Raw genomic sequence first — 24,579 nt, 5'->3', positions numbered from 1 at the left:
GCCCAACGTGCTTTTGGGAAACGCATGAATATCGGTGAGAAACCTTTTGCTATGACCGGTGTGGCCGCCCGCGATATCGCGATGCCGTCCGAATGGCGGGACTTCTGGGCCCTTACCAAGCCGCGGGTGATGAGCCTTGTGGTTTTTACCGCGCTGTGCGGCCTTCTGGCGGCGCCAGGCACCATCAATCCCATCATTGGCTTCACCGCGATCCTGTGCATCGCCGTAGGGGCAGGGGCGAGCGGCGCGCTCAACCAATGGTATGAGAGCGATATCGACGCCAAGATGAAGCGCACGCGCGGGCGGCCCCTTCCGGCTGGGCGCATGGGCCGTGAGGCCGCCTTGCAATTCGGGCTGATTCTGGCGGGATTTTCCGTCGGCACCATGGGGCTGGCGGTCAACTGGTTCTCCGCCGGTCTGCTGGCCTTTTCGATTTGGTTCTATGCCGTGGTCTATACCATGTGGCTGAAGCGCGCGACGCCGCAGAATATCGTCATCGGCGGCGCGGCCGGCGCGTTCCCGCCCGTGATCGGATGGGCAGCGGTGACCGGGGACATCACGCTGCTGCCGTTCCTCATGTTCGCCATCATTTTTCTGTGGACGCCGCCGCATTTCTGGGCGCTCGCGCTGTTCATGAACTCGGATTATACCGAGGCTGGCGTGCCCATGCTGCCGGTGGTCAAGGGGCGCAAGGCCACCCGCTTGCAGGTGTTCCTCTACAGTTTTCCCATGGCCGCCGCCGCGATCGCGCCGTCGCTCCTGGGACTGGCCGGCACCTTGTATCTGGCAGGATCGGTTGGCCTGACCGCCATATTTCTCGTGAACGCGCTGCTGGTCTTTCGAAACCAGACGGAAGACACCGCGGCGATGAAGCCGGAGAAGCGGCTGTTCGCCTTCTCCATTCTCTATCTTTTTCTTCTCTTTGCCCTGCTGGCGGCAGATCGGATGTTTTTCGCATGACCGACCATGAAGATCGGCCCCTGACGCGGGAAGAATCGCAGCGCGTGCGCGCCGGCCAGCAATCGCGGGCGAATATCCTGGCAGTGCTGCTCGTGGCGCTTGCCGTGCTCTTTTTCGCCATCACCGTCGTGAAGGTCGGAGGCTGGCTTTGATGGGCGGCGTGCAACCTGACAAGCAGCGGGAGCGGCGGAACAAGCGCGTCGGCATCGTCATGGGCGGCGTGGCGCTGGGCATGGTCGGCATGGGCTTCGCGTCGGCCCCGCTTTACCGTCTTTTCTGTCAGGTGACCGGTCTGAACGGTACGGTGAGCCGGGCGGAAGCCAGCGAACTCGATTTTTCGCAGGCGGTCAAAGGTCAGACGATCCAGGTGCGCTTCGATGCGAATCACCGTGATGATCTGCCATGGGATTTCAAGCCTGAGCAAACCACGGACACCGCCACCGTCGGTGCGCGGGATCTGGCGATCTTCATCGCCAAGAACAAATCTAACCGCCCGGTGACCGGCACCGCCACCTATAATGTGACACCGGCGCAGGCGGGCAAATATTTCACCAAAATCCAGTGTTTCTGCTTCACCCAGCAGACGCTGCAGCCCGGCGAGCAGGTCAGGATGCCGGTGATTTTCTACATCGACCCGAAGATCGCGACCGATCCGGATACCCAGTCGGTCGAAGAAATCACGCTGAGCTATACATTCTACCCGGTAGACCCGGATAAACAGGGCGGCTAAGGCTGCTGAAGCAACAGCGCCGCAGAGCACTTGAAGGACCACGAGGGAAGCGACACGACATGTCCGGTACAAAGAACCACGATTATCATATCCTGCCGACCTCGCCCAATCCGCTGATTGGCAGTGTTTCGGCCATGGTCATGTTCTTTGGCCTCGTGCGCTGGATGCATGACATGCCTTATGGCACGCTGATCTTCGGTGCTGGCGCGCTGGGGCTGGTGTACACTTTCTTTGCCTGGTGGGCGGATGTGATCGCCGAAAGCCATGCAGGCGATCACACGCCGGTGGTGCAGCTGCATCTGCGCTACGGCATGATCCTGTTCATTGCCTCCGAAGTCATGTTCTTCGTCGGATGGTTCTGGGCCTGGTTCGATTTCTCGCTTTTCCCATCGGCTGCCGAAGTGATTGGTGGCCAGTGGCCGCCGCAGGGCGTGGAAGTGCTCGATCCGCTCAAGCTGCCGCTGCTCAATACGCTTATTCTGCTGTGCTCCGGCACCACCGTCACCTGGGCGCATCATGCGATGATCCACGGCGATCGGCAGGGCCTGATTCGCGGGCTTGGCCTGACCATCATCCTGGGCCTGGCCTTTTCGACCTTCCAGTTGGTGGAATATATCGAGGCACCCTTCGCCTTTTCCGGCCTGAACTATGGCTCGGCCTTTTTCATGGCGACGGGGTTCCACGGCGCCCATGTGCTGATCGGCACGATCTTCCTGATCGTCTGCTTCGTCCGCGCGCTGAAGGGCGATTTCACGCCCAAGAAGCATTTCGGTTTCGAAGCGGCGGCCTGGTATTGGCATTTCGTCGACGTCGTATGGCTGTTCCTGTTCATCGTGATCTATGTGTGGGGCGGCTGGGGCGCGCCGGTTTACGGCGGATGATCACCGCGCCCCTGGGCGGCGCAGCCTGATGGCTGAAACGCCGCCGGAATTTCTGGCTGCAAGTTTGAAGGGTCTGTGTCCGCGCTGCGGAGCGCAGACCCTTTTCGCTGGCGTGCTGCAATTTTCCAAAACCTGCCCAAAATGCGGGCTTAACTTCGAAAAGTTTAACGTGGGCGATGGCGCGTCCGCTGCGCTGATCCTGCTAATCGGCACCGTGTTCGTGGCGCTGGCAATTATCGTGCAGCTGAGTTTTTCGCCGCCTTTCTGGGTTCATATCATCCTGTGGGTGCCGCTGGCCACGGCGGCCACGATCCTATCGCTGCGCGGTACCAAGGCTGCGATGCTTTATCTGGAATATCGCAACGATGCCGGCGAGGGCCGGACGGGATGAAATTCCCCGCCGTGGCGACCATCATCGTGGGCGCGGCGATTGCGCTGATGATCGGGCTTGGCATCTGGCAGTTGCAACGCAAGGGCGAGAAGGAAGCGCTTCTGGCCCAATATGCGGCCGCCGCCGATTTGCCGCCGGTAAGCTGGCAGGCCACGCTGCCGCCGGGCGATCCGATGCTTTACCGCCGATCTTCGGTAAACTGCATCAGCGTGACCGATTGGCAAACCATCAGCGGCCGCAGCGCGCAGGGTGAGGCCGGTTTCATGCAGATCGCCGAATGCCGGACCGGTGGAGCAGAAGGCCCCGGTGCCGCCGTGGCGGTCGGCTGGACGGCGCGGCCAGATCATCCGCAATGGACCGGCGGCGTGGTCGACGGAATGATCGCCCCCTTTGGCGATCGCATCAAGCTGGTGTCCGACGGCGCCATTCCCGGCACGAAGACGCTCGCACGCCCGTCGCCCAAGGATATTCCCAACAATCATCTGTCCTATGCCATTCAGTGGTTTCTGTTCGCCCTGATCGCGGCGGTCATTTTTGTGCTGGCGGTGCGGCGCAAGCAGCGTGACGCCAAGCCCCATGAGGGCGCGGCGCGCTAGCCCTTCCGGCAGGGACCATCTTGCCGCTGCGCCGCCGCAAGGCTAGTCGGGGCAGCATGGACTATATCAGCACCAGGGGGAGCGCGCCGGCGCTCGATTTCGAGCAGGTGACGCTTGCGGGTTTGGCGTCCGATGGCGGGCTGTATGTTCCGCGCGAATGGCCGCGTTGGAGCGCCGCAGATTTCGAGTCCCTGCGCGGTCTCAGCTATGTCGAGACCGCGGTGCGGGTCATGACACCTTTCGTGGGCGATGCGCTGACGCAGGACGAGCTGCGCAGCCTCTGCTCGACGGCTTATGGCGGATTTGCGCATGATGCCATCACGCCGCTGGTCCAGCTGGACGGCGCGCACTGGCTGCTTGAGCTGTTTCATGGCCCCACATTGGCGTTCAAGGATGTCGCGCTGCAGATGCTGGGCGGCTTGTTCGAAACATTTCTGGCCCGGTCCGGCAAGGCGCTGACGATTGTGGGCGCTACCTCCGGAGATACCGGGTCGGCGGCCATCCAGTCGCTGGCCGGACGCGAGCGGATCGAGATTTTCATGCTGCACCCGCATGACCGGATTACCGACGTACAGCGCCGGCAGATGACCACCATCCATGCGCCGAATGTGCACAATATCGCGATCGAGGGCAGCTTCGATGACGCTCAGGCGATGGTGAAGCGCATCTTCGGGGACGAGGACATGCGTGCAAAATTCTCCATCTCCGCCGTAAATTCGATCAACTGGGCGCGGCTGATGGCGCAAATCGTCTATTATGTCTGGGCAGCGATACAGCTGGGCGCGCCCAGCCGGCGCGTCGCCTTTTCCGTTCCGACGGGCAATTTCGGCGATGCGTTTGCCGGTTACGCTGCAGCGCAGATGGGCCTGCCGATCGAGCGTATCATCGTGGCGACCAACAACAACGACATCATGCACCGCGCCTTCAGCCAGGGGGATTATTCCAAAGGTGCCGTGGAAGCGACCGGCGCGCCCAGTATGGACATTCAGATCGCCAGCAATTTCGAACGTCTGCTGTTCGACATGGAAGGGCGCGATGGCGCCAAGACCAACGCGCGCATGGCGGATTTCGACCAAAGTGGCCGCATGACCATTCCGCGGGAGATGCTGGACAAGGTCGCGCTCTTTTCTTCCTGCAGGGCGGACGCCGATGACATGTCCTCTGCCATGCGTTGGGCTCATGAACAGTGCGACGAAGTGATCGATCCGCATACCGCCGCCGGTCTGCACGCGGCACGGGTGGCCGATCTGCCGGAAGACACTGCCGTGGTTACCCTTGCCACCGCCCATCCGGCCAAGTTTCGCGAGACCGTGGAACGGGCGACCGGCGTTCGCCCGGCCTTGCCCTTGCGGGTCGGCCATCTGTTCGAACGCGAGGAGCGACTCGATATTCTGCCCGCCGATTATGACGTGGTGAAAGCTTATATTACGGAGCGTGCCGTTCCGTCGGCCTGACATTCCATGTCCGATTTCATCACCATGATTGCCGAACCGCGCGCCGATTTCCGGCTGCTGGATAGTGGCGGGGGCCGCAAGCTGGAGGCTTATGGCGATATCCGGGTCATCCGGCCCGAGCCGCAGGCCATGTGGTCACCGGCTTCGGACGACTGGCAGGCCGATGCCGAATTCGTGCCCGGCGCGGATGAGGACGGCGGCGGTCGCTGGGAGCATGGCAGCGGGCGCGCGGAAGGACAGTGGACGCTCGGCTGGGAAGAGCTGGCCTTTGCCGCCCATTGTACGCCGTTTCGGCATCTCGGCTATTTCCCGGACATGGCGACCGTATGGACCTGGATGCGTGGCCTGATCGCAGACAAGGCGGAGCCGGAATGCCTCAACCTGTTCGGCTATACCGGCGTTGGCACCTTGGCGCTGTCCGCTGCCGGGGCCCGCATGGTGCATGTCGATGCGTCGAAGAAATCGGTAAATGCCGCGCGCGATAATGCCGCGCTTTCCGGCATGGAGGATCGGCCGGTACGATGGATCGTCGAGGATGCCGCCAAGTTCGCCGGACGCGAGGTGCGGCGTGGACGCCGCTATGACGGGATCATTCTCGATCCGCCCAAATATGGCCGCGGGCCTGGCGGGGAAATCTGGCAGTTGGAACGCGATCTGCCCGGCCTGATCGCGGACTGCCGTGCGCTGCTCGACGCCGATAGCGAGTTCTGTTTCCTGACCGCCTATGCCGTGCGCATGTCCGCGCTGGCGATCGGCGGGTTGATGGAGGATCATTTCGGCGATCTGCCCGGAAAGGTGGAGTTCGGTGAGCTCGCCGTGCGCGAGGAAGCGCGTGGGCGACTGCTGCCGACGGCGATCTTCGCGCGTTGGAGCCGGCAGGGGTGATGCTCCATATGCTTTGCCTACAGGGCTTTTACGCCGAAACGAGGCGATGCCAATTCCAGCAGGAGAATGACATAGCGTGACCGATCGTCTCACCCTTGAAGTGCATGATCTCGATGTGGATGTGCTCACCGGCATCTACAGCCAAGAGACGCATCTGCCGCAACCGCTCCGCATTTCCATAACGGCGGAGCTGTCGCTGGAGCCGCGATACGAACCGGGCACGCCGCTATCCGCCTCCAAAAACTATATGGATCTGCGCGACGCGGCGACCGAGCTTCCGCAGAACGTGCATTTCACCTTGGTCGAAGCGGTGGCCGATCATATCATCGCGCGCGTAATGCAGGGCGATGAGCGTGTGCAGCGGGTGACGGTAAAGATCATCAAACTGGCCATTGCCGAAGCCGGTGAGGCTATCGGCATCACGCTGGAACGGCAACGCGCATGACCGGGACCGGACGAAAGCTCGCCATCGTGACCGGCGGGACCAAGCGCGTCGGTGCGGCAATTGCGGCGCGGCTGGCGGCAGAGGGCTATGCGCTGGCGCTAACCAGTCATAGCGGCAGCGCGCCGGAAGAGGCCTTGCAGGCCGTGCTGCAGCGTGAACAGACCAGCTGGCATGTGTTCGATTGCGATCTGGCCGACAGCGATCAGGTCGACGGCCTGATTGCCGAGGTGAGGGCGCATTACGGTCAGGTGCCGGATCTGCTGGTCAATTGCGTGTCGCAATTTGCCCAGGACGACTGGCAAAGCATCGAAGGCAATGATCTGCACGAGCAGTTCGCGACCAATATCTTTGCACCGGTTCTGCTGTCCCGATCGCTAGTAAAGGCTGCCGATGGCGCACGCCCGGCCATCGTGCACATTCTGGATCAGCGGGTGCGCAATCCACCGCGCGATCAGCTGAGCTATACATTGTCGAAGCAGGCGCTGGCCGAATCCGTGCGCACCCTGGCGATCTCCTTTGGCGTTCATGCGCGCGTGTGCGGTGTGGCGCCTGGCCTGGTTCTGCCCACGGACGATTACGAGCAGGATCAGCTGGACTATATCGCCACCCAGATGCCGCTTGGCCTGCTGCCCGATCCGGAAGACATTGCCGATGCCGTCGCCTGGTTGGCGCAGGCGCGGGCAGTGACGGGGCAAACGGTCTATGTGGATGGCGGCGCGCATCTGAAGCAGTTCGATCGCGATTTCGTGCACATGAAGCCGGAATGATGCGGCGGTTATCAACGCTTCTCCTTGTCACCGCAGCGCTCTCCGCCTGTGGCGGTGATCCGATCGAGGGCGGCGACCCTGCCGCGCAGGTGAAGGCAAGTGGCACGCCGGAGGTCCATGCGATCGTGCTGACCGATGCGCTCACCACTATGCGCAATCATCCCGACTTCACGATCTTCGCCGATCTTGTGCGGCAAGCCGGTCTGGCGCCGCGCGTTTCGGGGAAGGCACCGATTACCGTTTTCGCGCCAACGGACAGCGCGTTCGACAAGCTTAGCCCCGCGCGCCGGGCGGAGCTGATCGATCCTGCTCAGCGTGAGGCGCTGGCGGCTTTTGTCTCCGCGCATATCCTGGTGGGGCGTGCGAGCGCCCGTGATCTTGGCGAGGCCATCAATCGTTCGGGGGGATCGACCAGCTATCAGACGCTGGCGGGCAAGCCGCTCACGCTGACGCGCAGCGATCTGAACATGACGGAAAAGCCCAGCGCCAATAACGAGCAGGACGCGGAGATGGTGCCGTCCGCGGCCAACAACGTCCTGAATGTGGAAGAGCAGGGCGGCGGCGCATCGCTGGTGACCGCCACCGATATCGAGGCGACCAACGGGGTCGTGCATGCTCTGGAGAGCGTGCTCGTCCCGTGACCGCCGACGCGGTCTAGCCCTTCACCAGGCCAATCTCGCGCAGACGCTCCATCAGATAGTCATCGGCCAGCATGGGCTCGGGATAGCGGTTCGGCCGATCATCGCTGACGCATCCGGGCAGCGTTTCGATCGGGAAGTCGGAGCGCAGATGCAGGAAGAAAGGCATCGAATAGCGATGATGATGGGCGCGTTCACCCGCCGGGTTGCGCACCCGGTGCGTGGTCGACGGCAGCACGTGATTGGTCAGGCGCTGCAGCATGTCCCCGACATTCACCACCAGCGCGCCTTCCGGCGGGTCGACCGCAATCCATTCCCCATCCTTGCCCAGAATTTCCAGACCGGCTTCCTCGGCGCCCAGCAGCAGCGTGATCAGATTGATATCCTCATGGGCCCCGGCGCGGATGGCGCCTTCCGGGTCTCCCTCGATCGGGGGATAATGCAGCAGGCGCAACACGCTGTTGCCGTCCTCGATCGCGGCATCGAACCAGTTGGCGGGCAGATCGAGATAGCGTGCGATGGAAGACAGAATGCGCGCACCAATGCCGTCCATGTCCGCAAATAATTGCGTGAAGACGTCGCGGAAGCCATCCGGCCGATCCGGCCAGATGTTCGGCGGCATGGAATCGGCCAGCTTGTGCCCTTCAGGCAGCTCACGGCCGACATGCCAGAATTCCTTCAGGTCATGATGCGCCGCGCCCTTGGCAATTTCGGTCTTGAACGGCGTGTAGCCGCGCGCCCCGCCAATGTCCGGATTGTGGAAACGGCGCTTCTCGGCATCGTCCTGCTCGTACAGTTTCTCGGTCAGGTGCCAGGCCCGGTCGATCAGCGCGGCATCGAGCCCATGGTCCTTGACCATCGCAAAGCCATAGGTGCGAAAGCTGTTGCCCAGCGCGTCGCCAAGCGCATCGGGGTCGGTGGCGTTCAGTGAAATCAGCGGTATCTGTGTCATGCCACGCTATTAGCAAATGGAAGGATATTTTCATGCCCCAATTTTGGCTGATGAAGTCGGAGCCTGCCGAATATGGCTGGGACGACCTTGTCCGGCATGGCACGGCTGTGTGGGAAGGCGTGCGCAACCATCAGGCGGCGAACAATTTGCGCGCCATGGCGGTGGGTGATGAAGCGCTGTTCTATCATAGCGCCGTGGCCACACCGGCCGCCGTCGGCATCATGCGGATTAGCGCGGCGGCCTTCCCCGATCCCACCGATGATGGTGGCAGCTGGCCTGCGGTGCGCGTGGAGCCTGTGCGTCCGCTCGCTCGCCCCGTTTCGCTGCGGGCGATGAAAGGAGAGGGCGGCCTGTCGGACATGGCCATCATCCGGCAGTCCCGGCTTTCCGTTGCGCCGGTTCGTCCGTCGGAATGGGCGCGCATCCTGAGCATGGCAGAAGCGTGAAGATCTGCCATCTGCGGCTAACCGTTCGTCGCAAATGGCCGGAACAGTTGGAAGGAGCGCCCGTTTGATTGGGTGAAAGTCAATATCGGCTTCCCACAAGCAAAGGAAATTTCCATGGGTGAACTTACCGACAAGATCAAAGGCAATGCCAACGAAGCTGCCGGCAAGATCAAGAGCGGGATTGGCGACGCGACCGACAATCATGACCTTGAAGCGGAAGGCAAGTCACAGGAGGCCAAGGGCAAAGGCCAGCAGGTAAAAGGCCAAGTCAAGGGCGCTCTCGGCGACGACATCTGATCTTTACCTTCCTTGAAAGCTATTGAGAAGCCGCTCCGATTTGGGGCGGCTTTTCATTTGGGCTGCCGGAACGCTTCCGGACCTGTACTGTGCATCGCGCATCGACCTGCCGCGTTGCACGCCAATCGTCTTGCCTCGAGAGCCAATAGCCAGCTCGCGCGATTCGCAAAGCAGGCTACTGGCGGTTTCGCAACCCGGTCACCGTGGCACCGCCTGCGGAAAGGGTTTCCATCTCCGTGCGGGCGTGGATGAGGCGGATGCCGCCGGTTTCGCGTGCGGCTTCCAGCGCCTCGACAAACGCCTCCGTCGTTTCGACCGTCCAGACCTTTGCGCCGAAGGCCGCGCCGAACGCGGCGAAATCCGGATTGGTAAGCTGTGTGCCCGACAGCCGCGCTGGATATTCGCGCTCCTGATGCATGCGGATGGTGCCATAGCCGCCATTATCGACCACGATGACCAGCAGATCCGCGCCATATTGCGCCGCCGTTGCCAGTTCCTGTCCGTTCATCAGGAAATCGCCGTCTCCGGCCACCGCAACCACCGTGCGTTCGGGAAAACGTATGGCGGCAGCGACGGCGGCTGGGACGCCATAACCCATGGCGCCGGCGGTGGGGGCCAGCTGGCTCGGCATGTCGCCATAGCGCCAATAACGGTGCCACCAGCCGCTGAAATTGCCCGCGCCGTTGCAGATGATGGTGTCCGCCGGATAGCTTTCGCGCATCGCCTGCACGCCAAGGCCAAGGTCCAGCGCTGCGCCATTGGGCTGCGGATCGTTCCACGCCAGCCACTCGGCATGGGCCTGCGCGCCCGCATCGAAGCTGTAGAGCTCATCCTCCCAAAGCGCGGCCTGTTCGGCGAACTCGTCCATGCCCGCGCAGATCGGCAGATCGGTGCGGTACACGCTGTTCAGCTCGTCCGGATCGGGGTGGACATGCACCAAAATCTGGTCCGGATGGTCGGGCGTGATCACCGCATAGCCGTCGGTCGTCGCCTCGCCCAGCCGCGCGCCCACGGCAATCACCAGATCGGCCGCCTTGATACGCTCGATCAGCTTGGGGTTCGGGCCATAGCCCAGATTGCCGGCATAGACCGGGCTCTGCCAGTCGATCGCGTCCTGCCGCCGGAAGGCGGTGGCAACGGGCAGACCCAGCCGCTCGGCCCATTCGGCGAAATAATGCCGCGCCTTGGCGTTCCAGCCCGCGCCACCGATGATGCACACAGGGTCGGTCGCCTCGTTCAGCAGCTCGACCAGCGCCAGCATGGCATCGGCGCATAGCGGCTGGGTTGGCGGTACGACCAGCGGACGATCGGGCACCTCGACCTCGTCGCGCAGCATATCCTCGGGCAGCGCCAGCACCACGGGGCCGGGGCGGCCGGACGTGGCGACGGCATAAGCGCGCGCGACATATTCGGGGATGCGCGCGGCGCTCTCGATCCGCGCGGACCATTTGGCCAGCGGCGCGAACATGGCGGGAAAGTCGATTTCCTGAAAGCCCTCGCGCCCGCGCATCTCGCGGTCCACATCGCCGATGAACAGGATCATCGGCTGGCTGTCCTGCATCGCCACATGCACGCCGATCGAGGCATTGGTGGCACCGGGGCCGCGGGTGGCAAAGGCGATGCCGGGCCGCCCGGTCATGGTGCCGTCCGCCGCCGCCATGAACGCCGCGCCGCCCTCCTGCCGGCAGACCACGGTCTGGATGGCGTCGTCGCCGCGCTCGTCATGCAAGGCATCGAGCACGGCGAGGAAGCTTTCGCCCGGCACGGTGAAAATACGGTCGCAGCCCTGAATGCGGAGCTGGTCGACAAGGATCTGGCCGCCGGTGCGGGTCATAAAGGTCTCCGGTGCTTCACGGTGGTTCACAGTGGTTCACACTGTTCTGATGCGTTTTCGTCTCCCCCCGCAGGCCGCCCGCCATGGGGCGCGAACAGGCTTGAGGAAGGTAAGCGACGAGTCATGCGATCCGGAGTGACAGAAGAATTCCTACAAGGAAAGGGCAGGGGAGAAGGGGCCGCGCTTCTCCCCCGCCATGACGACCGGCGGTAAAGCCTTCTGCTTACCCCTTTGCAGGCGGACGCAGCGGCCCGCCCAATTCGATCATCTTCTTGTAGCCGTCCCGCGCCATCAGCCGCGCGCGATAGGCCGCCAGATTGGGGCGGCTGTCCAGCAGCCCGGTCGCCTGCATATGCTCGACCAGATAGCCCATATTGATGTCCGCGCCGCTGAATGTGCCGCCCAGCAGCCAGTCGCGGCCCGCCATATGCGCTTCCATATAATCGAGCAGCTTGGTCACTTCGGCGGATACGAAGCCCTCCAGCCGCTCGCCAAAACCGCCGAACATGGGTTTGAGCGAATTGAGGATCAGCGGCATGGCCAGCGTGCCCTCGGCAAAGTGCAGCCATTCCAGATAGGCGCTGCGCTCCTCGTCCGGCACCGCCAGCCTGCCGCCGCCATGCCGTTCGACCAGATATTCGATGATCGCCCCGCTCTCCACCATCACGCGGCCATCCACCTCGACCGTGGGCGCCTTGCCCAGCGGATGGATATCGGACAGTTCCGGCGGCGCGCGGAATTCCGGCGTGCGGTCATAGCATTTCAGATCATAGTCCAGCCCCAGCTCCTCCAGCAGCCAGATGATGCGCGACGAGCGGGAAATGCGGAGATGGTGGAGGATGATCATGGATGGGCCTTTCACTAAGTTGGCACCACCTTGGCAGATGATAGCAGCTGTTAGAAGCTCAATGCCCCACCGTCCCGTAGCTTTCGAACGGCTTGTCATGCTCGCCGAACTTTTCGACCATCGTCGCGCTGGCTTCGTTGAGGCCGATGACCTCCACCTGCTTGCCCTCGGCGCGCAGGCGTAGCACCACCTTGTCGAGCGCGCCGGTGGACGAAATGTCCCAGAAATGCGCGTGGGTGACGTCGATGATGACGTTGTCCACGCCGTCCTCGTTGAACCAGGCGGCTTCGGTCACGCGGTCGGCGCTGGCAAAGAAGATCTGGCCGGTGAGGGTGTAGCGGCGGGTCGCGCCCTCGCGTTCGCTGGTGATGGTCATTAGCTGGCGCACCTTGCCGGCGAAGAAGATGCCGCTCAGCAGCACGCCGACGAGCACGCCGATCGACAGGTCATGCGTCCAGACCACGGTGAACACGGTGGCGAGCATGACGATGTTCGACTGCCAGGGATGCTGGCGAATCTCGATAAAGCTCTGCCAGCGAAAGGTGCTGATGGAGACGAAGATCATGACGGCGACGAGCGCGGGCATCGGAATACGCGCAACCCACGGGCCGAGGACCACGATGAGGAACAGCAGCATCGATCCGGCGACAAAGGTGCTGAGGCGGCGGCGGCCACCGGACTTCACGTTGATGACCGACTGGCCGATCATGGCGCAGCCGCCCATGCCGCCGATCCAGCCGGTGACGAAATTGGCGATGCCCTGGCCCAGCGTCTCGCGCTGCTTGTTGCTGCGCGTCTCAGTCATATCGTCGACGATGGACGCGGTGAGCAGGCTCTCCAGCAGGCCGACGGCGGCCATGGCCAGCGCATAGGGAGCGATAATCTGCAGCGTTTCCAGCGTGAGCGGCACCTGCGGCAGATGAAATAGCGGGATGCTGTCCGGCAGCGCGCCCATGTCGCCCACTTTGAACACGTCCACATTGAAGACGATTGCGACGATGGCGAGCAGCACGATGGCTGCCAGCGGCGCGGGCACGATGCTGGTGATGCGCGGCAGGCCGTAGATGATGGCAAGGCCCGCCAGCACCATGGCATAGGTTTCCCAGCCCACGCCGGTCAGCTGCGGCAGTTGCGCCATGAAGATCAGGATCGCCAACGCGTTGACGAAACCGGTGATGACTGAACGCGAGACGAAGCGCATCAGCAGGTCCAGCCGCAATAGCGCGGCGATGCCCTGGAATATGCCCATCAAAATGGTCGCGGCGAACAGATATTCCACGCCATAATCGCGCACCAGCGGGATCACGAGCACGGCCACGGCGGCGGTGGCCGCGCTGATCATGCCCGGGCGGCCACCGGTAAAGCTGATGATGACCGCGATTGAGAAGCTGGCATAAAGCCCCACGCGCGGATCGACGCCCGCAATGATGGCGAAACCGATCGCTTCCGGAATCAGCGCCAGCGCGACGACGAGGCCGGCGAGAAATTCGGTCTTCGGATTGCTCAGCCAGTCGCGGCGGATGTTGTTCTGGATGGGCATGTCGGGCTCGCAGCTCTGGGTGTGGCGCAGGCGGGGCCGGCGCTTTGGCACGGAAATGTCGGATTTGCTGCACTGCAGCGCGGCTGACCAATAAGGCTGGGGACCGCGAAAGGCAAGCCGCGGCCCATGTCGCTAGCATCGCGAGACGAAGCCTAGTCCGCTTTCAAATTCCGTCCGCATCGATCGTCCGCTATCGGGCGGCCTTAAAACCACGGGACTATGACTGGAATGGGGTGGTTTGCTGACTTACGTTCAACACGGACGGAACGCATGTAGCGGGGAGTTCGATCAGTCGTGCGTGTTGCTGTCCCGTTCTGACCGATTGAGACGCCGTGATGTCGAGATTTGCCAGAGTAGCAAGACATAGAGTACCGTCATGAAAGCGACGAAACCGTATCCGATTGTTGTTCCGTTGGTGCGTTTCAGCCCGTCGGCAATCAGAAAAACAATAGGAACGCCGATGAAAAGACCTATTTGATTCCGTTTGGCCTCTTCGTCCGTCAGTCGATAAAACAGCATTGGTCCGCTCCCCAGGCAAGACGTCGATCGCCCCACGATGGCTCAATTGGCATATGTCCGCAAAAGGGTCGTTAGCCGAACGGCCGGTTTAAGCAAAGAAAGCGGCGATAGCGGACAGGGAAACCGTGGAAAGAACTTGTCCACGCGGCCTAGGGCATCTGCGCCTTCAGGAACGCCGCGCTATCCTGCAGAACGGGGCCTTTGCTGCGGAAGGTGGCGCTCAGCGCCATGGCGACTTCCTCATGCGTGAGGCCGGGATAGTTTTTCGTTTCCACCGTCGCCCCTGCCGCTGACAGCGCCTTGGCCAGATTTTCCGTGTTATAGGGCCGCACCAGCGTATCGTTTGTCGATGTCACCAGCAGCAGGGGCGGGGCCTTGCCGCTGACATGATTGATCGGCTGCGTGTCCTTCGGGTCGCTGGCCTGGCCGAAGGCGTCGATGGCACGCTGCTGGTCGAACGGATAGAAATCATAGGGCCCGCTGAGGCCGACGCCCGCCTTGATCGTGCCGTCCGGCACGCCCGCCGCCGCGTTCCAGCGCGGATCGAGCGCCAGCATCACCGCGATATAGGCCCCGGCGCTATGGCCGCTGACGCCGATGCGCTGCGGATCGCCGCCATATTGCGCGATATTCGCGCGCGTCCATGCCAGCGCCTGCGCGCCATCCTCGACGAACGCGGGGTAGCGCACGTCCGGCACCTTGCGATAATCCGGCAGGACCACGGTGAAGCCCTGCGCGGCAAAAGCGCGCGCGGCGAAGCCATAATCCTGCCGCTTGCCGTCCGCCCAGCCGCCGCCATACCAGAAGATGACCACCGGATTGCCGCCCATGGCCTGCGGCGCGGCCTCGGGGGTCCAGACGTCCAGCTTCTGCCCATGCGTGCCGAAGGCCACGCCCTCGGCCACGCGGGTCACGCCCTTGCCGCCGCCGCTGATCCCGTCGACGCTGTTGAGCAGGCCGGGGGCCGTGCAGCCGGTGAGCGCCAGCAGCAACGCGCCGCCCAGCATGCGAACGAACGATGTCATTGTTTCGTCTCCGTGGCGCGTGGGGCCTTGCCGGTCAGCCCGTCGATCAGATTGCCGTCACCCTCTGCGGTCCCCGCAGGCGGGGTGGCGCTGACGGGCAGGTCCAGCCAGTCGGTAACAGGCAGGCGATAATAATCGTCCAGCACTTCCAGCGGGAAGGCGAAGGGGCGGCCCCAATTGCTGTTCCACAGCATGGCCACGCCGGTCTTGGCGGCCGGATCGTAGATCATGGTGCTGCGATAGCCATCGACCGCACCGCTATGCCCCTGCAGCAGATGCCCCTGATAGGTGAAGCTGCGCCAGCCCAGACCATAGCCCGGATTTTCCAGCGCGCGGGACATCGCCCCGCCATAGACCCGGCGGGTGTCCACGCGCACGCGGTGCGCCTCGTTCAGCACGGCGGGGGAGAGCACCTTGGGCCACATCCCCATCTGTGCCTCCATCCACCGCTCCAGATCGACGATGCTGGAGCTGACCCCGGCGGCGGCCGGCACGCGGAAATAGGCATCGGACAACGTCCGCTCAACATGCCCGCGATGCGGTTTGGCCCAATGGGCCGCGCCGGTCAGCGCGGCCATGCCCACGCCCGCGCGCTTCATGCCCAGCGGCTTGAACAGCTGCTCTTCCACCAGCTGATCGTACAGCGCGCCGCCCGCCTTGCTCTCGATCTCGCTGGCAGCATCGAAGGCGATGTTCTGATAGCTGTGGCAGGTCTGCGGCTGGCATTGCAGCGGGGCCTGCGCCAGCCGCATGCGCAGCTCGGCGGCATTGTCTCCGCCCTCCAGCCGCCCGTCAAAGGCATTTTTGGTCAGGCCCGTCTGGTGCGAGAGGAGCTGGCCCACGGTCAGCTGCTGTTCGGCGCCGCCCGGCAGGCGCAGCGTGCTGCCCCATTGCGCCACCGTATCGTCCATCGACAACTTGCCTTCGGACGCCAGTTTTGCACCCAGCGTGCCGGCCACCCCCTTGGACAGCGAGGCCCAGCGGAACACCGTAGCCGGATCGACCGGCGTCTCGCTTTCGAAATCGGTGACGCCATAGCCTTTGACGAAGCTCAATCGTCCGTCTTCGATGATCGCCACGGCCAGCCCGACCATCTGCGGCTGGGCGGCCAGCGTCTGCAGGCGGCTGTCGAGCGCCCGATAGTTGATCCGCCCGGTCCATAGCGCCGGCTCGGTCGGCAAGGGCGGGGGCGGCTTGGCGATCGACGATTTGGCGACCGGTGCCCAGCTCTCGTCCGAACCGGCAAAGGCGCGGTAGAAAGTAAAGGCAATCAGCAGCAGGGCCGCCGCAGCAATGGCATAGGCCACCCGCCGCGATAATGTCATGTCACCCAAAATCTATACGCCCAATCTCGTCAGCCAAGCGGTTGCGCGGACCAGGATCCGGCCAGTCGCCCGAGCGCCAGCGCCGCATACAGCAGCGGGGGCAATGTGATGAGCGCTACCGCCCACTGCCGTGCGCGGCTGGCGGCGAACCAGCTTGCAGCTCTGTCGATCACGTCCAGACCCCTTTCTGGGCCAACAGTCGGCCCCGGCGCGATGCCCGCTCAATCGGCAAGGTACTTCGCGGTCGTTTTCTGGGCAACCTCGTCCGCCGTCACGCCGGGGGCCAGTTCGACCAGCTTGAACGGGCTCTCGCGGTCGGGCCGCTGGAACACCGCCAGATTGGTGATGATCATGTCGATCACATTGGTGCCGGTTAGCGGCAGGGTGCATTCGGGGATGAACTTCGGGCTGCCGTCCTTGGCGTTGTGATCCATCACCACGATGATCTTCTTCACGCCCGCCACCAGATCCATGGCGCCGCCCATGCCCTTGATCATCTTGCCGGGGATCATCCAGTTGGCGATATCGCCATTTTCGGCCACTTCCATCGCGCCCAGAACCGCCAGATCGATATGCCCGCCGCGAATCATGGCAAAGCTCTGCTCCGATCCGAAATAGGCGGTGTTGGGCAGCTCGCTGATGGTCTGCTTGCCGGCATTGATCAGATCCGCGTCGACATCTTCCTTCAGCGGAAAGGGGCCAATGCCCAACAGGCCGTTTTCGGACTGCAGCGTCACTTCCACGCCGTCCGGAATATGATTGGCGACCAGCGTGGGAATGCCGATGCCCAGATTGACGTAGAAGCCGTCCTCCAGCTCCTTCGCCGCGCGGGCGGCCATCTGATTGCGGTCCCAGGTCATTGTCGTTCTCCATTAGCGGCGGATGCGGGCATAGCCGCGTTCTGCTCCAGCGATTGGCCGGTCTGCGCCGGAATCGCAAGAGGCTCGGAAGACAGAAACCAGCCGGCGTTCCAAAGGCTGCCGATGCTGCTGGCGCTGAAGCTTTCATCGGGATAGCGGCCATAGATCAGCGAGAAATCGGTCGGTCGATGCCCGATCATGGCCACGACGCAATAGTTGCTGGCGATCTTCCATCGCAGCGCGTCGCTGTCGCCTGTTCCGCGATCGCCGACCAGCCACAGCGTGCTGCCATGCGCTACAGGGCCAAGCCCGGACCGTGCCAGAGCTGCTGCGATGATATCCGCATCGGTGCGCGGCGCGTCGATGCTGAACAGCACGGTCAGGCCGGCTTCGCGGGCGGTCTCGACCGCGTCCAGCAAGACCGGGAGCATGGTATCGGACGATCCGGCGGCGGCCTGCCGGTCCAGCATCACCAGAAAGGCATAGGGCAGGCCGTCGCACAAGGTGACTTGCGGGCTTGCCGGGTCGGTGTCCGGCATCAGCACGACCGACTGTCCGATTTCCCCGGCCTGCTGACGGCGACCGGCCTGCTCGATGAAAGCGGCCAAATAGTCCGCGCCTTCGATGGCATCTCCCGGCAATGCCGGTGACGAAGCCGATTGCTGGTTGCGCGAGTCCGGTTCAGGCAAGGCGGTAAGGTCTAGCAACTTCAGCGTCTCGCCGTCGCGGATGGACCCTCGGGACAGGGCGCTGCGGCCAATGGGCGGGGCACGTTCTTCCAGATCGCGCCCGATCAGCTGTTTGCCGCCATAAAGGCCTGCCGCGGCGATCGGCAGCGCGGCCGCCACACAGCCTGACAGCAGCGATGTCATGGCGATCAATGCTGTCGCCGCCAGTCGTTTTCCGGTTCCGGAGGCCGCGCGCCTATGGAGCATCGGCGTCCGGCGCCCAGCGGCTTTCCGCGGGATAAATATCGTCGAAAGTGCCGCGGATTGATGGGCCGTAGAGCGGATTGGCGAACAGGAACCAGCCTGCGCCCCACAGTTGGTCGACCGGCGGGCGGGTGGCGATCAGCTTGCGTTCGCGCGGGCTGAGGCTGGGGGCGTTGAAGACGTCCGAAAAATCGCCCAGCTGATCGCCTGCCATGGCGATGACGCAATATTGCGCGGCGATGGTGGCGCGGCGGCCGTCCTTTTTCGAACCGCCATCGTCGTCACCCGAAAGAAACAGCGTGCGGCCATGCTCGAAATCGCCAAGCCCCGCTGCGCGCAATGTTGCGACCGTGCCGGCTGCCGTATCGGCACGGCGGTTGGTGTTGGCGACGATGGTGATGCCCGCCGCGCGCAGCTTTTGCAGCGCCTCTACGGCGCCCGGCATAGCGGCCGATTTGCCCGCCCCGGTGCGTTCCCATTCGCTCCAGATCGCAGGATCGAATTCGCGGTCATTCTCGGCGAACCACCGCATCGCCCCTAGATTCCAGATGAGCGTTTCATCCGCGTCGAACAGCACTGCCAGCGGTTTGTCATCGCATGGCATAAAGCCGGCATCGATCCCCGGTCCATCGCTCAGCACCACGCTTTGCGCCGGGCGATCGGCAGCGCGGGCCAGGGCGAAGCGGGTCAGCGCGTCATAGGTCTGGCGCGTGGCGATCGTGCCTTCGGCGGAGCCGTACAGCCATTGTTGCCCGGCTGGCGGGCTTGGCGGCAGCGGAAGATCCGGGGCAGGCTGCCGCGTGCCGCGCGCGGCAGCGGCGGCCTGCATGATGGAGGGCACGGCGCTGGCGGCCTGCAGCACGCAGCCCGATAGCGTCATGCCGGTCAGCGCCAGCGCCGAGAGCGCGCCGGTCTTGCGAAATAAGCGGTGCATCGTCTTGCGCCGCGTCACGCGTCTTCGCGTTCCCGCACGGTTTCAAACTCGATCTTCTTGTCATAGGGCGCGCCGCAGATGAGGCGGTTGATATAGACGCCGGGCAGATGGATGCAGTCCGGATCGAGCTGGCCGACTTCGACGATCTCCTCCACTTCGGCGATGCAGATCTTGCCGGCGGTGGCCATCGGCTGGTTGAAGTTGCGCGCGGTCTTGCGGAACATCAGGTTGCCGGACTTGTCCGCCTTCCAGCCTTTCACGATGGCCAGATCGGCAAAGATGCCGCGTTCGAGGATATAGGTCTCGCCGTCGAAATCCTTGTGCTCCTTGCCCTCCGCAATCGTGGTGCCGACGCCGGTGCGTGTATAGAAGCCGGGAATGCCCGCGCCGCCAGCCCGGCAGCGTTCGGCCAGCGTGCCCTGCGGGCAGAACTCCACCTCCAGCTCTCCGGACAGGAACTGGCGTTCGAATTCCTTGTTCTCGCCGACATAGCTGCTGATCATCTTTTTGACCTGCTTGGTGCGCAGCAGCTTGCCCAGGCCTTCATTGTCGATGCCGGCATTGTTGCTGGCAATGGTGAGATCCTTGGTGCCCGCATCGCGGATCGCATCGATCAGCCGTTCCGGAATGCCGCAAAGCCCGAAGCCGCCCGCACAAATCTGCATGCCATCGAACAGGACGCCTTCCAGGGCGGCGGCGGCATCGGCGTAGATTTTCTGCATGGGGCTGGCTCTTTCTTCGTGCGGAAAAGAATATGCCTGCCGGACTAGCCCCGCCCGCGCGTCAAATCAATCGGAGGTGGCGCCGACCCGATCAGCCGACCATGATCAGCCGAACAGGGCGAGCCAGCCGAACAGCGCGCTGCCGGCCACAGCGGTCCAGATCGTCTGCTTGCGATAGCCGGGCGCCAGCAGGCCGACGATCAGTCCGCCGACCACCACAAAGAACAGCGCGATGCCCATGAGGATGCCGAAATAGCGGAAAATCTGCGGCCCATGGCCCTTGTGCAGCTCCATCATGCTATTGAGCAGATCCGGCTGCACCAGCGTGGCCGTGGTGCCTCCGTCCTTGGTTTCGAACTGCACATGATCACGCGAGGTGGGGCGCGTGCTGATGGAATCGCCGCGCGTGCGCAGATAATCGAAGCTGACATCGACATCGGCGGCGGCCAGATAGGCGCGCACCTTGGTTTCCAGCGCCGGATCGTCGCCCTGCAGCACCAAGCCTGCCGGGACGGGGAGGGCGGTCTCAGATGCCGAGCCTTCCACTTCCGCCAGATAGAGCCCACCGCTGATGGCCACCAGCAGGAAGGCCGGCGCCAGCAAGGCCGCCATATAAAGATGCACGCTGACGAGCGTGCGGCGCAGCTTGATCTTGTTCATGGGGGTAGGGCTTTCCAAGAAGACAGGCGGCTACTGCAAGCGCTACTGCAAACAGTCTGCCAAACCAAACTTAATCCATATTAACTTTGCCGTGTTGGCCGGGGGTGCCGGGCCAGCGCGTCGAATCGGCTGGCTTTAATGGGCCAGCTTCAGCCCTGGCCGCGCCCAATCCATTTTGGCCAACCGCCCGGTGCCGGACAGCGTGATATAGGCGGTTTTCCGATCCGCGCCGCCCCAGCAGATATTGGTGGTGAAGATGTCGTCCGTTGCCACGAACTCCACTAGTTCGCCTTCGGGCGAGATGACGCTGATGCCGCATTCGCCGATGGTGGCGACGCAGATATTGCCGCATTCCTCCATGCCCAGCGAATCGAAGAATTTGTATCCGGCCGGGCGGTAGACGGGGATGCCCGGCCCGCCGGGGCCCGCCGCATCATCCACCTTGCCCGGCGCGACGATGTTGAACTTCATCAGACGGCAGGTGTAGGTTTCCGCCGCATAGAGGGTGTTGCCGTCGGGCGAGAGGCCGATGCCGTTGGGATTGTTGGAGGGAAAGATCACCTCCTCCAGATGGCTGCCGTCGGTCTTGCCGTAAAAAATCCCGACGATGTCATGGCAGCGCGTGGAAAAGTCCTGCTTGCCATGATCGGTGAACCAGAAGCCGCCATGCGCATCGAACACGATGTCGTTCGGCCCGCGCAGGGTGCAGCCATGATCGCCGCTCTTGTACAGCACCTCCACCGCGCCGGTCTCGATATCGATCCGCTCGATCCGCCCGCCGCTATAATTCGGAGCGATTCCGTGGGGGGCGAGCATGCCGTCGCCGCGCACCCAGTCGAACCCGCCATTGTTGCAGCAATAGAGCTTTCCGTCGGGCCCCATCGCCAGGCCGTTCGGGCCGCCGCCCGGTTCGGCTACCGTCTGCTTGGTCCCATCCGGCTTCACCCGCGTGATGCAGCCCGCCTCGATCTCGACCAGGATGACGCTGCCATCATCCATCGCCACGGGTCCCTCGGGAAAGCGAAGTCCGCTGGCGACGATATCCATGGCAATGATCCTCTCTCTAGAATTCCAGGCCGATCCTTGGCGCCAGCCTTATCATGCCAGCGTAGAGCGTGACGGTGAGGACGCAACCCGATGCGAGCGCCGCCCAGAAATTCCAGTCCCGATGGAGCAGAAAGGGAATGAGCAGGAACATCGGCAGCGAGGGCAGCACGAACCAGAATGTGGCATAGCTGTGCGCAGCCATGGTGCCGGCATCCGGGTTGTCGCGCCATAGCCAGACCATGCCCAGCACCGATATCAGCGGCAGGGAGGCGATCAGCCCGCCAAGGCCGGGAAAGCGCCGTGCAATTTCCGACACCAGGGCGATGATCACGCCGGACAACAATGCCTTGAGCCAGAAATAGATCATGCCCTCTTCCGGTCGCTATAATGCCGGCGTAAGCCCAGCCATCAGGCGTTGCTGCGCAGCCGGGCCTTGCCACTATCGCGCTGCTTGGCCAGCTCGGCTTTCAGCTTGGCCGGGTTGCGCGGAAATACGAAGCCGAAGCTGACGCCGCCTTCCTTGCCGATGGTGGCATGGTGCAGCCGATGGGCCTGGACCAGGCGCTTGGCATAGCCGCCGCGCGGCACATAGCGGAAGAAACGCTGATGCACGATTCCGTCATGAATGAAGGTGTAGATCAGCCCGTAAAGCATGACGCCCACCGCCATCCAGAACGCCGGCGGCCAGGCGGCATCGCCCAGCACGGCAGGATTGCCGAGGGCGAACAGGGCGATCGACAGGGCCGCACCGAAGATGCCGAACAGATCGTTTTTTTCCAGCTTGTTGTCATGCGGCTCATGATGGTCACGGTGCCAGGCCCAGCCGAAGCCGTGCATGATATATTTGTGGCTGGCCCAGGCGACCCATTCCATCGCCAGCGCGCTGGCCAGCACGATCAGGATCTTGGGCAGGATCTCGTTCAGAAAATACATAAGCCGGTGTTCAATCGTCCTGTTGCGCACGATAGCGACCGGGCAGGCCCCACCAGGGTATGCCAGGTGCCAGATGATGCTCGTGATGATAGCCGAAATGGAAACAGCTGAAAAGTGATGCCGCCCAGGAATAGCCCAGCGATCGGGCATTGTGGCGATCGGCAAAACCATCATCTTCATGCCGGTGCGGGCGATAGGTGCCGAAGTAGAACAGCTGCAGACTGCTGGCGATGGCGGGCAGGGCATAGAACAGCAGGACATTCGGCACGCGCGCGCCGAGCAGCAGCACATAGGTCGCCACCACCGCATTGACATACAGGAAGCTGGCCAGCCCGAAATAGCGCTTCAGAAAGGTCAGATACCATGGCGCGAAATGGCGCGGATGATCGGCATCGAAATCCGGATCGCGCGCGCTGCCGGCATATTTGTGATGATCGAAATGCGCGGCGCGCAGCTTTTGCCAACCGAAACCGGCATATAGCAGCAACAGCGCCTGCCCGATGCGATCCCCGAGTCGCTTGTGCGTGGGTGCCAGCGATCCGTGCATCGCATCATGCGCGACGATGAACAGGCCGACAAAGGTCCATGTCTGCACCAGGATCAGCGGCACGGCCAACAGCCAGTTCCAGCCCGACAGGTCCAGAACGAATATGCCCAGCAGATGCGTGGCCAGCCACAGCGTAAAGATGCCAGCGGCCAGAGACAGGCCGATCGCGGATTGCAAGCGCGCGTCGTCGCGCCGGGTGGCGGAAAGGTTCATGCCGGTCATCTTGCCATTACATAGGCATAACCCGGCCCTGTTCATAGCGGGCATGGCAATTTAGCGGCAGCGCCAGCCATAGTGCGCTTGTGCTCTGGCCATGCGGCGCTACGTATCTGACCAGATCCATTTCAGGCCATACCCAAAACAGGAGAGACCCGATGAAAGCGCTTATTTCCCGGCAAACCGGCGGACCGGAAACATTGGAATTCGGCGATCTGCCGGACCGCGAGCCAGGCGAGGGCGAGATTCTGATCGACGTGAAGGCCTGTTCGATCAACTTTCCCGACACGCTGATCATCGAGGACAAATATCAGGTGAAGCCGTCGCGACCTTTTGCGCCGGGCAGCGAAGTGGCAGGCACAGTGGCCAAGCTGGGCGCGGGCGTCGAAGGGTTTGCCGTGGGCGACCGGATTATCACCGGCACCGGTTTCGGCGGGTTGGCCGAGCAGGCCGTGGGCCGCGCGGCCAATTGCTATCATCTGCCGGAGAAGTTCAGTTTCGCGCAGGGTGCATCGCTATTGATGACCTATGGCACGTCGATCCATGCGCTGAAGGATCGCGGGCATATCACGGCGGGCGATGAAGTGCTGGTGCTTGGCGCGGCCGGCGGCGTGGGCATTTCCGGCGTCGAGCTGGCCAAGGCCTATGGCGCGCGCGTGGTGGCTGGTGTTTCCAGTGAGGAAAAGGCGCAGATGGCGCGCGAGGCCGGCGCGGACGAGGTGGTGATCTATGGCCGCGCCCCGTTCGACAAGGATGCGAGCAAGGCTCTGGCCGGCCAGTTCAAGGACGCCTGCCAGAAGGACGGCTATGACATTGTCTACGACATCGTAGGCGGCGACTATTCGGAGCCTGCCGTGCGGTCGATCGGCTGGGAAGGGCGGTTTCTTGTCACCGGTTTTCCCGCAGGCATCGCCAAGCTGCCGCTCAATCTGACGCTGCTGAAAAGCTGCGATGTGTGCGGCGTGTTCTGGGGCGCCTTTGCCGCGCGCGAACCGGAGCGCAACCGGGCCAATATCGCCGAGCTGTTCGAGCTTTGGGAACAGGGCAAGATCGCGCCGCCGGTCTCTGAAACCTACGCGTTCGAACAGGCCGCCGAAGCGATCCGCAAGGTCGGCGCGCGCGAAGCCGTGGGCAAGCTGGTCGTCACCATCGGTAACTGAAACGGTTAGGCGGCGACTGAACCGGCCAGGCGCTAA

The 24,579-nt window shown here is 63.2% G+C and carries 31 protein-coding genes; 14 read left to right on the top strand and 17 right to left on the bottom strand.

Features of this window, described 5'->3' with window-relative positions:
• Positions 1-51: 51 nt before the first annotated feature.
• The 11 genes from cyoE (at position 52) to G410_RS0105760 (ending at position 7,750) form a co-directional block, all read left to right on the top strand.
• A complete protein-coding gene (cyoE, locus tag G410_RS0105815) occupies positions 52-960 on the top strand; it encodes a heme o synthase (RefSeq protein ID WP_051137229.1) in 909 nt (302 codons plus the stop codon).
• The gene (locus G410_RS18170; RefSeq protein WP_022672711.1) at positions 957-1,112 is read left to right on the top strand and encodes a hypothetical protein; all 156 of its coding nucleotides are present in this window, start codon (positions 957-959) and stop codon (positions 1,110-1,112) included. Before cyoE ends, G410_RS18170 begins: the two co-directional genes overlap by 4 nt.
• Positions 1,112-1,690 carry a cytochrome c oxidase assembly protein gene (locus G410_RS0105805; protein WP_022672710.1) on the top strand — a complete coding sequence of 193 codons (579 nt, stop codon included), beginning with the start codon at positions 1,112-1,114 and terminating at the stop codon, positions 1,688-1,690. The genes G410_RS18170 and G410_RS0105805 overlap by 1 nt, the downstream gene beginning before the upstream one ends.
• Before the next feature lie 59 nt (positions 1,691-1,749).
• Positions 1,750-2,571 carry a cytochrome c oxidase subunit 3 gene (locus tag G410_RS0105800; RefSeq protein WP_022672709.1) on the top strand — a complete coding sequence of 274 codons (822 nt, stop codon included), beginning with the start codon at positions 1,750-1,752 and terminating at the stop codon, positions 2,569-2,571.
• Between the two features lie 28 nt (positions 2,572-2,599).
• Positions 2,600-2,962: a DUF983 domain-containing protein gene (locus tag G410_RS0105795; RefSeq protein WP_022672708.1), complete on the top strand. Its 363-nt coding sequence runs from the start codon at positions 2,600-2,602 to the stop codon at positions 2,960-2,962.
• Positions 2,959-3,558 carry an SURF1 family protein gene (locus G410_RS0105790; RefSeq protein WP_022672707.1) on the top strand — a complete coding sequence of 200 codons (600 nt, stop codon included), beginning with the start codon at positions 2,959-2,961 and terminating at the stop codon, positions 3,556-3,558. The genes G410_RS0105795 and G410_RS0105790 overlap by 4 nt, the downstream gene beginning before the upstream one ends.
• A gap of 56 nt (positions 3,559-3,614) precedes the next feature.
• Positions 3,615-5,012, top strand: a complete 1,398-nt coding sequence (thrC, locus tag G410_RS0105785; RefSeq protein ID WP_022672706.1) for a threonine synthase — start codon at positions 3,615-3,617, stop codon at positions 5,010-5,012.
• 6 nt (positions 5,013-5,018) lie between these two features.
• Positions 5,019-5,897 (top strand): class I SAM-dependent methyltransferase, encoded by an 879-nt coding sequence (locus G410_RS0105780; RefSeq protein ID WP_022672705.1) that lies wholly within the window; start codon positions 5,019-5,021, stop codon positions 5,895-5,897.
• A gap of 76 nt (positions 5,898-5,973) precedes the next feature.
• Positions 5,974-6,342: a dihydroneopterin aldolase gene (locus tag G410_RS0105770; protein WP_022672704.1), complete on the top strand. Its 369-nt coding sequence runs from the start codon at positions 5,974-5,976 to the stop codon at positions 6,340-6,342.
• Positions 6,339-7,109 carry an SDR family oxidoreductase gene (locus G410_RS0105765; protein ID WP_022672703.1) on the top strand — a complete coding sequence of 257 codons (771 nt, stop codon included), beginning with the start codon at positions 6,339-6,341 and terminating at the stop codon, positions 7,107-7,109. The genes G410_RS0105770 and G410_RS0105765 overlap by 4 nt, the downstream gene beginning before the upstream one ends.
• On the top strand, positions 7,109-7,750 hold the full coding sequence (locus G410_RS0105760; RefSeq protein ID WP_028971122.1) for a fasciclin domain-containing protein: 642 nt from the start codon (positions 7,109-7,111) through the stop codon (positions 7,748-7,750). Before G410_RS0105765 ends, G410_RS0105760 begins: the two co-directional genes overlap by 1 nt.
• 13 nt (positions 7,751-7,763) lie before the next feature.
• Here G410_RS0105760 and G410_RS0105755 read toward each other — a convergent pair whose 3' ends face one another.
• On the bottom strand, positions 7,764-8,699 hold the full coding sequence (locus G410_RS0105755; RefSeq protein ID WP_022672701.1) for an isopenicillin N synthase family dioxygenase: 936 nt from the start codon (positions 8,697-8,699) through the stop codon (positions 7,764-7,766).
• A gap of 32 nt (positions 8,700-8,731) precedes the next feature.
• Between G410_RS0105755 and G410_RS0105750 the strand changes: the two genes are divergently transcribed.
• A complete protein-coding gene (locus tag G410_RS0105750; RefSeq protein WP_022672700.1) occupies positions 8,732-9,145 on the top strand; it encodes an EVE domain-containing protein in 414 nt (137 codons plus the stop codon).
• A gap of 114 nt (positions 9,146-9,259) precedes the next feature.
• A complete protein-coding gene (locus tag G410_RS0105745) occupies positions 9,260-9,442 on the top strand; it encodes a CsbD family protein (protein WP_022672699.1) in 183 nt (60 codons plus the stop codon).
• A gap of 175 nt (positions 9,443-9,617) precedes the next feature.
• On the opposite strand, the gene G410_RS0105740 is transcribed toward G410_RS0105745, so the two are convergent.
• The 16 genes from G410_RS0105740 to G410_RS0105670 all read right to left on the bottom strand — a co-directional run bounded on the left by G410_RS0105740 (position 9,618) and on the right by G410_RS0105670 (position 23,380).
• Positions 9,618-11,276 carry a thiamine pyrophosphate-binding protein gene (locus G410_RS0105740; protein ID WP_022672698.1) on the bottom strand — a complete coding sequence of 553 codons (1,659 nt, stop codon included), beginning with the start codon at positions 11,274-11,276 and terminating at the stop codon, positions 9,618-9,620.
• A 223-nt stretch (positions 11,277-11,499) separates the two neighbouring features.
• The gene (locus tag G410_RS0105735) at positions 11,500-12,123 is read right to left on the bottom strand and encodes a glutathione S-transferase family protein (RefSeq protein ID WP_022672697.1); all 624 of its coding nucleotides are present in this window, start codon (positions 12,121-12,123) and stop codon (positions 11,500-11,502) included.
• Positions 12,124-12,181: 58 nt separating this feature from the next.
• The gene (locus tag G410_RS0105730) at positions 12,182-13,663 is read right to left on the bottom strand and encodes a SulP family inorganic anion transporter (protein WP_022672696.1); all 1,482 of its coding nucleotides are present in this window, start codon (positions 13,661-13,663) and stop codon (positions 12,182-12,184) included.
• A gap of 288 nt (positions 13,664-13,951) precedes the next feature.
• Complete coding sequence (locus tag G410_RS0105725; RefSeq protein ID WP_022672695.1) at positions 13,952-14,182, bottom strand: hypothetical protein; 231 nt, start codon at positions 14,180-14,182, stop codon at positions 13,952-13,954.
• Positions 14,183-14,331: 149 nt separating this feature from the next.
• Positions 14,332-15,207, bottom strand: coding sequence for an alpha/beta hydrolase (locus G410_RS0105720; protein WP_022672694.1), 876 nt, complete (start codon positions 15,205-15,207; stop codon positions 14,332-14,334).
• A complete protein-coding gene (locus G410_RS15810) occupies positions 15,204-16,532 on the bottom strand; it encodes a serine hydrolase domain-containing protein (protein WP_022672693.1) in 1,329 nt (442 codons plus the stop codon). The genes G410_RS0105720 and G410_RS15810 overlap by 4 nt, the downstream gene beginning before the upstream one ends.
• A 29-nt stretch (positions 16,533-16,561) precedes the next feature.
• The gene (locus G410_RS17950; RefSeq protein WP_156851865.1) at positions 16,562-16,705 is read right to left on the bottom strand and encodes a hypothetical protein; all 144 of its coding nucleotides are present in this window, start codon (positions 16,703-16,705) and stop codon (positions 16,562-16,564) included.
• 48 nt (positions 16,706-16,753) lie between these two features.
• Complete coding sequence (locus G410_RS0105710; RefSeq protein WP_022672692.1) at positions 16,754-17,392, bottom strand: 3-oxoacid CoA-transferase subunit B; 639 nt, start codon at positions 17,390-17,392, stop codon at positions 16,754-16,756.
• Positions 17,389-18,264: a hypothetical protein gene (locus tag G410_RS17345; protein ID WP_156851864.1), complete on the bottom strand. Its 876-nt coding sequence runs from the start codon at positions 18,262-18,264 to the stop codon at positions 17,389-17,391. Before G410_RS17345 ends, G410_RS0105710 begins: the two co-directional genes overlap by 4 nt.
• Positions 18,265-18,316: 52 nt before the next feature.
• Positions 18,317-19,258, bottom strand: a complete 942-nt coding sequence (locus tag G410_RS0105700; protein WP_245559303.1) for a 5'-nucleotidase, lipoprotein e(P4) family — start codon at positions 19,256-19,258, stop codon at positions 18,317-18,319.
• A 14-nt stretch (positions 19,259-19,272) separates the two neighbouring features.
• Positions 19,273-19,980, bottom strand: a complete 708-nt coding sequence (locus G410_RS0105695) for a CoA transferase subunit A (RefSeq protein WP_022672689.1) — start codon at positions 19,978-19,980, stop codon at positions 19,273-19,275.
• A 105-nt stretch (positions 19,981-20,085) separates the two neighbouring features.
• A complete protein-coding gene (locus tag G410_RS0105690; RefSeq protein WP_022672688.1) occupies positions 20,086-20,640 on the bottom strand; it encodes a PepSY domain-containing protein in 555 nt (184 codons plus the stop codon).
• A 135-nt stretch (positions 20,641-20,775) separates the two neighbouring features.
• Positions 20,776-21,687 carry an SMP-30/gluconolactonase/LRE family protein gene (locus tag G410_RS0105685; RefSeq protein WP_022672687.1) on the bottom strand — a complete coding sequence of 304 codons (912 nt, stop codon included), beginning with the start codon at positions 21,685-21,687 and terminating at the stop codon, positions 20,776-20,778.
• A gap of 16 nt (positions 21,688-21,703) precedes the next feature.
• Positions 21,704-22,054 carry a DUF3147 family protein gene (locus G410_RS0105680; RefSeq protein WP_022672686.1) on the bottom strand — a complete coding sequence of 117 codons (351 nt, stop codon included), beginning with the start codon at positions 22,052-22,054 and terminating at the stop codon, positions 21,704-21,706.
• 41 nt (positions 22,055-22,095) lie between these two features.
• Positions 22,096-22,620 carry a sterol desaturase family protein gene (locus G410_RS0105675; protein ID WP_022672685.1) on the bottom strand — a complete coding sequence of 175 codons (525 nt, stop codon included), beginning with the start codon at positions 22,618-22,620 and terminating at the stop codon, positions 22,096-22,098.
• A 10-nt stretch (positions 22,621-22,630) separates the two neighbouring features.
• Positions 22,631-23,380: a fatty acid desaturase gene (locus G410_RS0105670; protein WP_028971119.1), complete on the bottom strand. Its 750-nt coding sequence runs from the start codon at positions 23,378-23,380 to the stop codon at positions 22,631-22,633.
• Between the two features lie 161 nt (positions 23,381-23,541).
• On the opposite strand from G410_RS0105670, the gene G410_RS0105665 reads away from it, so the two are divergent.
• Complete coding sequence (locus tag G410_RS0105665) at positions 23,542-24,543, top strand: NADPH:quinone oxidoreductase family protein (RefSeq protein ID WP_022672683.1); 1,002 nt, start codon at positions 23,542-23,544, stop codon at positions 24,541-24,543.
• The last annotated feature ends 36 nt before the right edge of the window (positions 24,544-24,579 follow it).

The organism is Novosphingopyxis baekryungensis DSM 16222 (genome assembly GCF_000420305.1).
GTDB classification, from domain to species: domain Bacteria; phylum Pseudomonadota; class Alphaproteobacteria; order Sphingomonadales; family Sphingomonadaceae; genus Novosphingopyxis; species Novosphingopyxis baekryungensis.
Note: the sequence above shows the minus strand (reverse complement) of the source record. Positions and strands in the feature narration are given on the sequence as shown.